Annotated in this window: 12 protein-coding genes; 1 reads left to right on the top strand and 11 read right to left on the bottom strand. The window is 73.0% G+C overall.

Going from position 1 to position 12235, the window contains the following annotated elements; all coding sequences use genetic code 11:
- Positions 1-93 precede the first annotated feature (93 nt).
- From ACI2LY_RS29650 to fmt, 6 genes are all read right to left on the bottom strand, one after another.
- Positions 94-429: a barstar family protein gene (locus tag ACI2LY_RS29650; protein ID WP_393915413.1), complete on the bottom strand. Its 336-nt coding sequence runs from the start codon at positions 427-429 to the stop codon at positions 94-96.
- On the bottom strand, positions 426-887 hold the full coding sequence (locus ACI2LY_RS29645; protein ID WP_404709796.1) for a ribonuclease domain-containing protein: 462 nt from the start codon (positions 885-887) through the stop codon (positions 426-428). The genes ACI2LY_RS29650 and ACI2LY_RS29645 overlap by 4 nt, the downstream gene beginning before the upstream one ends.
- A 65-nt stretch (positions 888-952) precedes the next feature.
- Entirely contained in the window at positions 953-1996 is a 1044-nt protein-coding gene (locus ACI2LY_RS29640) for a sugar-binding transcriptional regulator (RefSeq protein ID WP_404709795.1), read from the bottom strand.
- Positions 1997-2086: 90 nt separating this feature from the next.
- Positions 2087-2773: a ribulose-phosphate 3-epimerase gene (gene rpe / locus ACI2LY_RS29635; RefSeq protein WP_404709794.1), complete on the bottom strand. Its 687-nt coding sequence runs from the start codon at positions 2771-2773 to the stop codon at positions 2087-2089.
- A gap of 158 nt (positions 2774-2931) precedes the next feature.
- Positions 2932-4350: an RsmB/NOP family class I SAM-dependent RNA methyltransferase gene (locus ACI2LY_RS29630; protein WP_404709793.1), complete on the bottom strand. Its 1419-nt coding sequence runs from the start codon at positions 4348-4350 to the stop codon at positions 2932-2934.
- 80 nt (positions 4351-4430) lie between these two features.
- The gene (gene fmt, locus ACI2LY_RS29625; RefSeq protein WP_404709792.1) at positions 4431-5363 is read right to left on the bottom strand and encodes a methionyl-tRNA formyltransferase; all 933 of its coding nucleotides are present in this window, start codon (positions 5361-5363) and stop codon (positions 4431-4433) included.
- A 185-nt stretch (positions 5364-5548) separates the two neighbouring features.
- On the opposite strand from fmt, the gene ACI2LY_RS29620 reads away from it, so the two are divergent.
- Positions 5549-6079, top strand: coding sequence for a hypothetical protein (locus ACI2LY_RS29620; RefSeq protein WP_404709791.1), 531 nt, complete (start codon positions 5549-5551; stop codon positions 6077-6079).
- Positions 6080-6164: 85 nt separating this feature from the next.
- Here ACI2LY_RS29620 and ACI2LY_RS29615 read toward each other — a convergent pair whose 3' ends face one another.
- From ACI2LY_RS29615 to gmk, 5 genes are all read right to left on the bottom strand, one after another.
- Positions 6165-8312 (bottom strand): primosomal protein N', encoded by a 2148-nt coding sequence (locus ACI2LY_RS29615; protein WP_404709790.1) that lies wholly within the window; start codon positions 8310-8312, stop codon positions 6165-6167.
- A 110-nt stretch (positions 8313-8422) separates the two neighbouring features.
- The gene (gene metK, locus ACI2LY_RS29610) at positions 8423-9631 is read right to left on the bottom strand and encodes a methionine adenosyltransferase (RefSeq protein WP_389004620.1); all 1209 of its coding nucleotides are present in this window, start codon (positions 9629-9631) and stop codon (positions 8423-8425) included.
- 263 nt (positions 9632-9894) lie between these two features.
- Positions 9895-11097, bottom strand: a complete 1203-nt coding sequence (gene coaBC, locus ACI2LY_RS29605) for a bifunctional phosphopantothenoylcysteine decarboxylase/phosphopantothenate--cysteine ligase CoaBC (protein WP_404709789.1) — start codon at positions 11095-11097, stop codon at positions 9895-9897.
- A 142-nt stretch (positions 11098-11239) separates the two neighbouring features.
- On the bottom strand, positions 11240-11512 hold the full coding sequence (gene rpoZ / locus ACI2LY_RS29600; protein WP_039649019.1) for a DNA-directed RNA polymerase subunit omega: 273 nt from the start codon (positions 11510-11512) through the stop codon (positions 11240-11242).
- An 84-nt stretch (positions 11513-11596) separates the two neighbouring features.
- A complete protein-coding gene (gmk, locus tag ACI2LY_RS29595) occupies positions 11597-12190 on the bottom strand; it encodes a guanylate kinase (protein ID WP_389004622.1) in 594 nt (197 codons plus the stop codon).
- Positions 12191-12235: the final 45 nt, after the last annotated feature.

The raw sequence follows: 12235 nt of genomic DNA, 5'->3' as shown, positions 1-12235 counted from the left end.
CCTGACGGGTGCGCCAGGGGGAAAGAGCACGTACCTCATTGTCCCATGCCAGGGGCCTGATCATGCCCCCGCTGAACCTCCAGGGACACCGGGTCACAGCTCGGAGGTTCCTCCAAGGGCGAGCATCACGTCGAGGAACGAGGTGCGGTCGACCGCCTCGGAGAACACGTCCCGCGCGATGCGCCACTCCTGCCCGTTCAGCTCGGCGAACGGCTCCCAGTTCCGTACGACGACCAGCAGCCCGCGCTCGATGGCGGCCGGGGGCCAGACGGTGGTGTCGGAGAGGGAGTCCAGCAGGGCGTCCCAGTTGCGGCCGAACCAGTCGGGCAGGTTCAGCACGGTCACGACCTGGTCCATCAGTCCGGCCTTGTCGCGGACCCCCTTGAGGTCGAGGGTGACCGCGACCCGGTCGACAAGGTCTTCACTCATCTCAGCACCGCCCGGAACGAGTTGTAATGATCATCGGTGTAGTAGAACTCCCCGCCGTCCCCGGTGATCATGCGCCGGGCACCCCGGCTCCCGACGCCCGGGGTGGGCACGGTGTACTCGTGGTAGTAGCCGCGCGGGTGCCCCGGCAGATGGCCCTCGAAGTTCCCGAAGACGATCCCGTCCCGTGCGTACGGGTAGGGGCCGCCCTGGTCGATGAGGGCGAGGGTCCGCCGGGCCTCGGCGGGCAGCCGGGACTCCGGGACGGTGGCCATGCCCTTGGCCCAGGCCGGGGCCGAGGCGGCGGGACCGGACTTCTGGGAGGCGGCCGGGGACTCGGTGGCCGTGTCCGTACCGGCGCAGCCGGCCAGCAGGACACCGAGGACGGCGAGCACACCGGCGAACAGGCGTGCCCGGCCGCTGTATCTCTGGAGGATCTGGGGGACGAACCGCGACAGCATGCCGCAGATGCTGCCACGGCGCGCCCGCCGTGGCAGCGTTCCGCCGGATTTCGGGCGGCCGGTCCTCAGACCCCGTCGGGGTCGGCGCGGCTGAGCGCGGCCTTCGGTGTGGGGCCCGCGGTGAGCAGGTAGTCCGCGGCCGAGGTGTCCGTCACCAGGCTGGTGACCAGCCCGGAGCGCAGCACCGCGTCGATCGCCGGGCCCTTGCGCTGGCCGCCCGCGATGGCCACGACCTCCGGGATACGGCGCAGCTGGTCGGTCTTGACCGTGATGCACCGCTCCCCCAGATCGCGTCCGATACGGCGGCCGTCGGCGTCGAAGAGGTGCGCGGACATCTCGGCGGCGACACCGAGCGAGGCGTAGTGCGCGCGCTCCTCGTCGCTGAGCATGTCGTGCACCGTGGAGATGCCCGGTTCCCAGGAGCCGATGGAGACGCAGGCGACCGTGACCTTGTCGAAGTACTCGAAGGCGCGGGCGATCCCGGTCTGGTTGCGCAGGGCGGCGGCGGTGGCCTCGTCCGGCAGCAGCATCGGCGCGTAGATGGGGTGGGCGTCGCCGCCGGACACCTGGGCGGCGCGGCGGACGGCCTCGACGGAGCCGCGCTCGGCGGTCCCGGCGTCGTACACGCCCGTCAGCTGCACCACCGTGCACGGCGGCAGCCGGTCGAGCGCGGCCGCCATGTGGATCGTGGAGCGGCCCCAGGCGAGGCCGAGGACAGCGCCCTCGTCGACGAGTTCACCGAGCAGGTCGGCGGCGACCTCGCCCAGGTTCTCCGGGTCGGGGGTCTCCTCGGCGTCGGCCGGGGACTCGACCACGACGGCGTGTCTGAGGCCGTACCGGGCGCGGAGCGCGTCCGAGCGCTCGGCGTCCAGCTCGGCCGGGACGCGGATCTCGATGCGTACGAGATCCCGTTCGAGGGCGGTCTCCAGGACCCGGGCCACCTTGAAGCGGCTGACGCCGAACTCCTCCGCGATCTGGATCTTGGACTTGCCCTCCAGGTAGAAGCGGCGGGCCATGGCCGCCGCCTGCACCAGCTCAGCGGGCCCCATCCGCATGGCTGACCGGCCCGCCGACATACCCGACACGGCGATCTCCTCACTGCTGTTCACACTCTGGATTCGCCGTTCATCCTCGCAGATCCGGCGCCGTCAATCCGCCCTGATGGGTGGCCTTCTCTCAACCGTTCACTTGCGTGTGGCTCAGTGGCCGCACGCCCAGGACGAATCGGCGATCGCCCGGTCCGCCTGCGCGCGCAGCACACGGACCGCCTCGGCCGGGTCCTGGGCGCCGTACACGGCCGATCCGGCGACGAAGACGTCCGCTCCGGCCTCCGCGCAGCGCTCGATCGTCTCGGCCGAGACACCGCCGTCGACCTGCAGCCACATCTGGAGACCGTGCTTGGCGATCAGGTCGCGGGTACGGCGGATCTTGGGCAGCGTGATGTCGAGGAACGCCTGCCCGCCGAAGCCCGGCTCGACCGTCATGATCAGCAGCATGTCCAGCTCGGGGAGGATGTCCTCGTACGACTCGATCGGCGTCGCGGGCTTCAGGGCCATGGCGGCGCGGGCCCCCTTGGCGCGGATCTCACGGGCGAGCCGGATGGGGGCGTGCGCCGCCTCGACATGGAAGGTCACCGAGGAGGCGCCCGCCTCCACGTACTGCGGGGCCCAGCGGTCGGGGTCCTCGATCATCAGGTGGCAGTCCAGCGGGATGTCCGTGGCGCGGGCCAGGGACTCCACGACCGGGGTGCCGAGCGTGAGGTTCGGGACGAAGTGGTTGTCCATGACGTCGACGTGGAGGTAGTCGGCGCCCTCGACCGCCTTCGCCTCGTCGGCGAGGCGGGCGAAGTCTGCGGACAGGATGCTGGGGTTGATCTGCGCGGCCATGGACCAAGCCTGCCATGCCCCTCCGGGGGGTGCGGGGTCAGGTCCTGGGTGGTGGGGGGCGGTTGTTCGGGTGCGGGCCCGGTGGGGGTTGTTCGCGCAGTTCCCCGCGCCCCTGGGTCGGCTGCCCTCAGCGGGGTTTCAGACGTGCCCCAAGTCCTTCACGCCGTGCGGCGGATCAGGGCCAGGTACATCGCGTCCGTGCCGTGGAGGTGGGGCCAGAGTTGGATGTCGGGGCCTTCGCCGAGGTCGGGGACGCCGGGGAGGAGGGGGCGGGCGTCGATCAGTTCGGTGTCGGGGTGTTGCTTCAGGAGGTCGGCGACCACCGCGCGGGTTTCGGCGAGGTGGGGGGAGCAGGTGGCGTAGCCGACGACTCCGCCTACGCGGACCGAGTCCAGGGCGGTGCGGAGGAGGGCGCGCTGGAGCGGGGCGAAGTTGTCCAGGTCCTCGGGGCGGCGGCGCCAGCGGGCCTCCGGGCGGCGGCGGAGGGCGCCGAGGCCGGTGCAGGGGACGTCCATCAGGACGCGGTCGAAGGTGCCGGAGCGCCACGGCGGGCGGGTGCCGTCGGCGGTGATCACCTGGTAGGGGCCGGGGTTGCCCGCCAGCGCCTTGGCGACCAGGCCCGCGCGGTGCGGCTGCTTCTCGGAGGCGAGGAGGGTAGCACCGCGTTCGGCGGCGAGGGCGGCCAGCAGCGCGGCCTTGCCGCCGGGACCGGCACAGCCGTCGAGCCACTTCTCGTCGGAGCCGTCCAAGGGCGCGTTGGCGAGGGCGAGGGCGACCAGCTGGCTGCCCTCGTCCTGCACACCGGCCCGTCCCTCGCGCACGGCCGCCACCGCGCCCGGCTCGCCGCCCTCGGTGAGCCGCACCGCGTACGGCGACCAGTCACCGGCCACGGCGGCGTCCTCGGTCAGCAGTTCCTCGGCGGTGGCCCGGCCGGGCCGCGCGACGAGGGTGACCTCGGGCCGCTCGTTGTCCGCCGCGAGCAGCTCCTCGATGCCCGCGCGGCCGCCGCCGAGGGAGTCCCACAGCGCGGAGACGACCCAGCGGGGGTGGGAGTGGACGACGGCGAGATGGTCCTCGGGGTCCTCGTCGTAGGGCGGCGCGACCAGTTCCAGCCAGCCGTCCAGGTCGTGCTGGGCGATCTTGCGCAGCACGGCGTTGACGAACTTGGCCCGCCCGTCGCCCAGCACCACGCGGGCCAGCTCGACCGAGGCCGACACGGCGGCGTGGGTGGGGATGCGCGTCCCGAGCAGCTGGTGGGCACCCAGGCTCAGCACGTCGAGCACCGGCGGGTCCACCTCGCGCAGCGGCCGGTCGACACACCGGGCGATGATCGCGTCGTACGTGCCCTGACGGCGCAGCGTGCCGTAGACCAGCTCGGTGGCGAGGGCGGCGTCCCGTGCGTCGAAGTCGCCGTTCTCCCGCGCCTTGCGCAGCAGCGGGGGCAGCACGAGGTTGGCGTAGGCGTCCCGTTCGTCCACCGCGCGCAGCGCGTCGAAGGCGAGGACGCGGACGGGGTCCTTCTGGGGGCGCCGGTAGGGCTTGGCGGGCCGCTGCGGCCGACGGGACTGCTCGCTCACGAAAGGTGCTCCGGATGTGCTTCAGGGGGGTGCGATCACCAGCGTACGTCGGCGGACCGTCACCCCCCACTCGCGGGGTGTCAGCCGCCGACCGTCTCGCCCTCGCCGATCCGGGCGCCGCGCGCCCAGTCGGCGGCCCGCATCGGCTTCTTGCCCTGGGCCTGCACCCACAGCAGTTCGACGGCGTACGAGCCGGTGCCCACATGCACGCTGTTCTTGCCGACGGCGAGCTGTCCCGGCGCCAGGTCGGTCCGCTCGGGCACGGGCGTGACCTGGACCAGCTTGAGCCGCTCGCCCCGGAACACGGTCCACGCGCCGGGGGCGGGCGTGCAGCCGCGCACCACCCGGTCGACGCGCAGCGCGGGTGCCGTCCAGTCGACCTTGGCGTCCTCGACCGTGATCTTCGGCGCGAGGGTGATGCCCTCGGCGGGCTGCGGTACGGCCTTCAGGGTGCCGTCCGCGATGCCGTCCATGGTGGCCGCGAGCAGCCCGGACCCGGCGAAGGCGAGCCGGGTGAGCAGGTCGCCGCTGGTGTCGGTGGGGCGGATCTCCTCGGTGACGGTGCCGTAGACCGGGCCGGAGTCCAGGCCCTCCTCGATGAGGAAGGTGGCGGCGCCGGTGATCTCGTCGCCCGACATGATCGAGTGCTGCACGGGCGCGGCCCCGCGCCAGGCGGGCAGCAGCGAGAAGTGCAGGTTGACCCAGCCGTGGGCGGGGATGTCGAGGGCGACGCGGGGCAGCAGGGCGCCGTAGGCGACGACCGGGCAGCAGTCCGGGCCGATCTCCTTCAGCCGCTCCAGGAACGCCGGGTCGCGGGGGCTGACCGGCTTCAGCACCTCGATCCCGGCCTCCTCGGCCCGCTCGGCCACGGGCGAGGCGACCAGCCTGCGGCCCCGCCCGGCGGGCGCGTCGGGCCGCGTGACGACGGCGGCCACCTCGTGCCGCCCGGAGGCGATCAGAGCGTCCAGGGCGGGAACGGCGACCTCGGGGGTACCGGCGAAGACGAGCTTCATGGGCGGGATCGAGCCTCTCGATCGACGGCGGACGGGCAGCGGACAAGTCTATGACCGGTGGCAGACCCCGGCGTACAAACACACTCCGCACGCCCCCACCCCGTGACCAGCGGAGCGTCCACGCGTTGGTCAAAAGAGAGTTGACCAACGCCCACCCTTTCAACGCCGGTTCGAGAGGCTTGTTCATGGCCGACCACGCAACCCACGACGCCCAGGCCCGTGCCAGCCTGCACTTGCTGGTGCGGGACATCGAGCGGGTCCGCCGGCAGGTGGACGCACTGCGCACCCTCACCGCCCAGCTCGGCAACGTCTACCGCCCCCGCCGCTCCGGCCCGTCCACCGGCTTCGTCGTCTACGGACGCGCCCCCGCCCCGACGGTCCGCCTCGCCCAGGAACTCCGGGACAGCGTCGAGACCCTGGTGACGGCGGCCGTCGACTTCGACCGCTCGCTCGGCTTCTCGTGGGACGCGGTGGGTTCCGCGCTCGGCGTCACCAAGCAGGCCGTGCACCGCCGTTACGGCGCCCGCCGGGCCGCCGCCCAGGCCGCGGCCGAGGCCGAGCGGGGCACCGAGCCCTCGGGCACCCGCACCATCAACACCGGCATGCCGACCGTCCCGGCGGCCCGCTCCATGCCGACCCAGCCGACCGCGGGCAGCTCCACCCTGCGCGACGACCCGCGGCCGCCCGCCGTCCCCGGCCCGCGCAGCAGCGGCTGACCCGTCTCACCCCGCGCCCTCCCGGCACCGACCGGGAGGGCGTTCGTACGCCCGCCCGCACGACCATGCCCCGTCTACCAGGACCTCAGCCGATGTCTGGCGGATCGACCCGCACCCGTACCGGCTCCGCGCTCCCGCGGGCCATCCGGGCCGCCTGGGCCGTCTTGAGGGCGGCGGCCAGCGCGGCGCCGCTGCCGGGCGGCACCCGGATCAGCGCCCGTTCCCACTGCTCCCCCGGCGGTGGCGCGCCGGGCCTGCGCGGGCGGCCGGGCAGGGTCGGGGGCAGCGGCACCGGGCCCAGCACCTCGGCGTCCGGGGGCGACTCGACGGCGGCGAGGAACTCGGCGACCGCCTCGGGCGTCCCGGAAACGGCCGCCATCCGCGACACCGGGGGAAAGCCCAGCTCGGCCCGCTCGGCCAGCTCACGCACCGCGAACCCGACGGGGTCCCACCGCACCAGCGCCTGCACGGGCCGCAGGGTCGGTTCGGCCACGACCACCACGGTCCCCCGCTCCCCCTGCGGCCGGACCAGTGCCGCCGCTCCGATCCACCGGCGCAGCGCGTCCTCGCCGGAGCGCAGGTCGGGACGGCCGAGCATGGCCCAGCCGTCGAGCAGCAGCGCGGCCGCGTAGCCGCCCTCGGCGACCGGCTCGGCGCCCGGTGTGCTGACGACCAGCGCGGGCGCGTCCGGCACGGTGTCGAGGACATGCTCACGGCCGGAGGTGCGTACGGGGACGGCGGGGAAGGCGCGCCCCAGTTCCTCGGCGGTGCGGCGCGCGCCGACGACCTGGGCGCGCAGCCGGAAGCCGCCGCACTCGGGGCAGTGCCAGGAGTGCTCCTCACGCCCGCACCACTCGCAGCGCAGCGCCCCGGCGTCCTGTGCCTGGAGCGGTCCGGCGCAGTGCGCGCACCGGGCGGGCGCCCGGCACTGGGCGCAGGCCAGGCGGGGCACGTAGCCGCGCCGGGGCACCTGCACCAGCACCGGGCCGGTCTTCAGCCCCTCCCGGACGGCCTGCCAGGCGAGGCTGGGCAGGCGGGCGGCGCGGGCGGCCTCGTCGCGGGCGAGGTCGGTGTCCCCGACGGTGCGTACCAGCGGGGCGGTGCGGCGGACCTGGTCGCGTCCGGCGGTCAGGGGCCGCGCCCAGCCGCTCTCGACGAGCTGGGCGGCCTCCACCGTGCAGCTCCAACCGCCCACCAGAAAGGCGCACTTGTCGAGGGAGGCGCGCAGCAGCAGGACGTCGCGGGCGTGCGGCTGGGGGGCGTGCTGTTCGCTGTGGCTGTCGTCGCCGTCGTCCCAGATGGCCACGAGGCCGAGGTCCTGGACGGGCGCGAACATGGCGGCGCGGGTGCCGACGACGGCCCGTACCGAGCCACGCCGTACGGCGAGCCACTGCGCGTACCGCTTCTCGGGTCCGGCGTCGGCGGTGAGCAGCGCGTGGCGGCCCTTGCCGAGCAGCTCGGTCAGCGCGGCGTCCACCCGCGCGGCGGTGCGCCCGTCGGGGACGACGACCAGCGCGCCGCGGCCCGAGGCGAGGGTGGCGGCGACGGCGCGGGCGATCTCCTCGCTCCACTCGGGTCCTGGCAGCGCGTTCCACACCGCGCGGGGTGAACCGCCGGACGCCAGGGCGTCGAGGAAGGCGGGACCGTGCTCGTAGCGGGTCCAGGTGCCCGCCTCCGGGGCGGGGGGCGCGGGGAGGGGCTCGGGGGAGGCGCGCTTCTCCGCGCGGGCGCTGCGCGGCGGTACGGCCAGTTGCAGCACGTCGGCGAGGCTGCCCGCGTACCGGTCGGCGACGGCGCGGGCGAGTCCGAGGAGTTCCTCGCCGAGCACCGGCTCCGGGGAGACGACCTGGGCGAGGGCGGCGAGCGGACCCGAGTAGTCGGACTCGTCACGCCGCTCGATCAGGAAGCCGTCGATCAGGCCGCCGCCCTCGCGGCGCCCGTCCCGCACCCGGTGCCGCCCGGCACCGAACCGCACCCGGACCCGCACGCCGGGCTGCGCCTCGGCGTCCAGCTCCTCGGGCACCGCGTAGTCGAAGTACCGGTCGAGATGGAGCACGCCCTTGTCGACGAGCACCCGGGCCACGGGCCGGTCCTTGGCGAGCGCGGCCCCGCGCCAGGTGCGCGGCTTGGCGCGCGGTACGTCGGCGCCGCGCACGCTCTCCCGGATGAGCGCGAGCTGCTCCGGCGGCGGCCCCTCGGCCCCGCCGTCCCCCGACCCGTTCTCGCTGCTCACGCTTGCATTCTTCCAAAGACCACTGACAGCGCCGTCCGCCGAGGTACCCGGAGCACGCCGAAGCCCGGCGTCCCCGAAGGGAGGCCGGGCCTCGGTTCACATGGTGCGGATCAGACGCCCGCGGCCTTGCGCAGCGCGTCGACGCGGTCCGTGCGCTCCCAGGTGAAGTCGGGGATCTCCCGGCCGAAGTGGCCGTAGGCCGCCGTCTGGGCATAGATCGGACGCAGCAGGTCGAGGTCGCGGATGATCGCGGCCGGGCGGAGGTCGAAGACCTCGTCGATGGCCTTCTCGATCTTCTCGGGCTCGATCTTGGCGGTGCCGAAGGTCTCCACGAAGAGACCGACCGGCTCGGCCTTGCCGATCGCGTACGCGACCTGGACCTCGCAGCGCGAGGCGAGGCCCGCCGCCACGACGTTCTTGGCGACCCAGCGCATCGCGTAGGCGGCCGAGCGGTCGACCTTGGACGGGTCCTTGCCCGAGAAGGCGCCGCCACCGTGGCGGGCCATGCCGCCGTACGTGTCGATGATGATCTTGCGGCCGGTCAGACCCGCGTCACCCATCGGGCCGCCGATCTCGAAGCGGCCGGTGGGGTTGACCAGCAGGCGGTAGCCCTCGGTGTCGATCTTGATGCCCTCGTCCAGCAGGGCCTTCAGCTCGGGCTCGACCACGAACTCGCGGATGTCGGGCGCGAGCAGCGACTCGAGGTCGATGTCGGAGGCGTGCTGGGAGGAGACCACGACGGTGTCGAGACGGACGGCCTTGTCGCCGTCGTACTCGATGGTGACCTGGGTCTTGCCGTCGGGGCGCAGGTACGGGATGGTGCCGTTCTTGCGGACCTCGGAGAGGCGCTTGGACAGGCGGTGCGCCAGGAAGATCGGCAGCGGCATCAGCGTCGGCGTCTCGTCCGAGGCGTAACCGAACATCAGGCCCTGGTCGCCCGCGCCCTGCTTGTCCAGCTCGTCCTCATCGCCCTCGACCCGGGACTCGTACGCCGTGTCGACGCCCTGCGCGATGTCCGGGGACTGCGCGCCGATGGACACCGAGACGCCGCAGGAGGCGCCGTCGAAGCCCTTCTTGGAGGAGTCGTAGCCGATCTCCAGGATCTTCTCGCGCACCAGCTGGGCGATGGGCGCGTAAGCCTTGGTCGTGACCTCTCCGGCCACGTGCACCAGGCCGGTGGTGATCAGCGTCTCGACGGCGACGCGGGACGAGGGGTCCTCGCGGAGCAGCGCGTCGAGAATGGTGTCGCTGATCTGGTCAGCGATCTTGTCGGGGTGACCTTCGGTCACGGACTCCGAGGTGAACAGGCGACGGGACACAACGCTCCCTGGGGTTGCAGCGGCTGCTGTCTGATCATTGAAGGACCACGTCGGGAGCTGCGCCCAACGTCGTCCGTGAACAGTTTATCGGTCGCACCTGCCCGCAAGGCCACCCGTTCTCGCCCAGCGAGAACGCTGTGACCTGCGGCACAGGCATTCTGCCCGCAGGCGCGCGGCGTTGGCCAGAGCCGCCACGCGCCATCACGGTGTGAAAAAAAGACTCCGGGTGGCCGAAAACGACCGTCCCGTACGGCCCAGCGGGATCAGCCCAGCCGGGCCGCCACCAGGTCCCAGACGGTGTCGGCGAGAGCTTCCTTCGGTCCGTGCGGGACGGCCGTCTCGGTACGGTCGGCGCCGAGGACCACCGCCTCGTTGTCCGCCGAGCCGAAGGTCCTGCGCTCCCCCACCTCGTTCACCACGAGCAGATCGCAGCCCTTGCGGGCCAGCTTGGCGCGGCCGTTGGCGAGCACGTCGTCGGTCTCGGCGGCGAAGCCGACGACGACCTGGCCGGGACGGGCGCGCTCGGCGGCGACCTCCGCGAGCACGTCCGGGTTGCGCACCAGGGCGACCGGTTCGGGTTCCTGGCCGTCCTTCTTCTTGATCTTCCCGCTCGCGTAGACGGCCGGGCGGAAGTCGGCGACGGCGGCGGCCATGACCACCGCGTCGGCGTCGGCCGCGGCCTTGAGCACCGCCTCGCGCAGCTGCACGGCGGTGCCGACGCGCACGATGTCCACGCCCGCCGGGTCGGGCAGCTCGGCGTTGGCCGAGACCAATGTCACGCGGGCCCCGCGCGCGGCGGCGGTCCGGGCGAGGGCGTACCCCTGCTTGCCGGAGGAGCGGTTGCCGAGGAAGCGCACCGGGTCGAGCGGCTCACGGGTGCCGCCCGCCGAGACCACCACATGGCGCCCGGCGAGGTCGGGCTCGGCAACCCCCCGCGCCAGCACCCGGCGGCACACCTCGAAGATCTCGGCCGGGTCGGGCAGCCGCCCCTTGCCGGTGTCGACACCGGTGAGGCGGCCGACGGCGGGCTCGACGACGACCGCGCCCCGGCGGCGCAGGGTGGCCACGTTCTCCTGGGTGGCGGGGTGCTCCCACATCTCGGTGTGCATCGCCGGGGCGAAGACCACCGGGCAGCGCGCGGTGAGCAGCGTGTTGGTGAGGAGGTCGTCGGCGAGTCCGTGCGCGGCCTTGGCGAGCAGGTCGGCGGTGGCGGGCGCGACGACCACGAGGTCGGCGTGCTGGCCGATGCGGACGTGCGGGACCTCGTGCACGCTGTCCCAGACCTCGGTGGAGACCGGGTTGCCCGACAGCGCGGACCAGGTGGCGGCGCCGACGAAGTGCAGCGCGGAGGCGGTCGGCACCACCCGCACGTCATGGCCCGACTCGGTGAACCGTCTGAGCAGCTCACAGGACTTGTACGCGGCGATGCCACCGCTGACGCCCAGTACGACCTTCGGCTTGTCCACCGTCTGCACTGTCTTTTCCCCGCTCTCCCCGGACGTTCGAGAATCCATGACACCCATGACACACCACAGGCCCGGCAGGGTGACTGCCGGGCCTGTGGATAAGTCAGCCGCGATCTGAAAGTACGACCGCGACCGGAAGGAACTACTGGGCCGGGCCCTCGATGGCCTCGGAGGTCAGCAGACCGGCGTTGATCTCCCGCAGGGAGATCGACAGCGGCTTCTCGTGGACGTGGGTGTCGACGAGCGGACCGACGTACTCGAGGAGACCCTCACCGAGCTGCGAGTAGTACGCGTTGATCTGACGGGCGCGCTTGGCCGCGTAGATCACCAGGCTGTACTTCGAGTCGGTGGCCTCGAGGAGCTCGTCGATCGGAGGGTTGATGATGCCCTCGGGCGCGGTGATGGAAGAGGACACGCTCTGCCTTCCGATGGGTGGGAAAGAATCAGTCGGTGTGCATCGCCGTGACCGATGGGTCCGATGGAGGGACGGCGGTCACGATCACACAACGTCCATCAAGGCTAGCAGCTCCCCGGCCACGTCCTCGACGGAGGTGTTGACCAGGGTCACGTCGAACTCGGGCTCGGCCGCCAGTTCCGTCCTGGCCGCCTCCAGCCGACGCTCGATGACCTCGGGCGACTCGGTGCCGCGACCGGTGAGCCTGCGCACCAGCTCCTCCCAGGAGGGCGGGGCCAGGAACACCAGCTGGGCGTCGGACATCGACTCGCGGACCTGCCGGGCGCCCTGGAGGTCGATCTCCAGCAGCACCGGCTCGCCCTTCTCCAGCCGCTCCAGCACGGCCGCGCGGGGCGTGCCGTAGCGATTGCCGGCGAACTCGGCCCACTCCAGCAGCTCGCCGTTGGCGATCAGCTTGTCCATCTCCTCGTCACTGACGAAGAAGTAGTGGACACCATGCTGCTCGCCGGGGCGCGGCTTGCGGGTGGTCGCGGACACCGACAGCCAGACGTCGGGGTGTGCTTTGCGCATATGGGCGACGACCGTGCTCTTGCCGACCCCGGAGGGGCCGGAGAGCACGGTCAGCCGCGGACGTGCGTCCGGGGGTACGGGGGACGTCCCCCGGAATGTTCCAGCCATGCAGCGATTATTCCAGCAATCCCGGAGTGTCCGGGACTCCGGTCC

The sequence above is a fragment of the Streptomyces sp. NPDC002176 genome, from assembly GCF_044903645.1.
Classification (GTDB): Bacteria; Actinomycetota; Actinomycetes; order Streptomycetales; family Streptomycetaceae; genus Streptomyces.
This window is presented reverse-complemented; position numbering and strand designations above follow the sequence as displayed.

Excerpts from the sequence above, each read along its gene's own strand:
- ACI2LY_RS29620 (WP_404709791.1), top strand. The coding sequence starts at position 5,549 with ATGGCCGACCACGCAACCCACGACGCCCAGGCCCGTGCCAGCCTGCAC.
- fmt (WP_404709792.1), bottom strand. The coding sequence starts at position 5,363 with ATGAAGCTCGTCTTCGCCGGTACCCCCGAGGTCGCCGTTCCCGCCCTG.
- gmk (WP_389004622.1), bottom strand. The coding sequence starts at position 12,190 with ATGGCTGGAACATTCCGGGGGACGTCCCCCGTACCCCCGGACGCACGT.
- ACI2LY_RS29645 (WP_404709796.1), bottom strand. The coding sequence starts at position 887 with ATGCTGTCGCGGTTCGTCCCCCAGATCCTCCAGAGATACAGCGGCCGG.
- rpe (WP_404709794.1), bottom strand. The coding sequence starts at position 2,773 with ATGGCCGCGCAGATCAACCCCAGCATCCTGTCCGCAGACTTCGCCCGC.
- ACI2LY_RS29650 (WP_393915413.1), bottom strand. The coding sequence starts at position 429 with ATGAGTGAAGACCTTGTCGACCGGGTCGCGGTCACCCTCGACCTCAAG.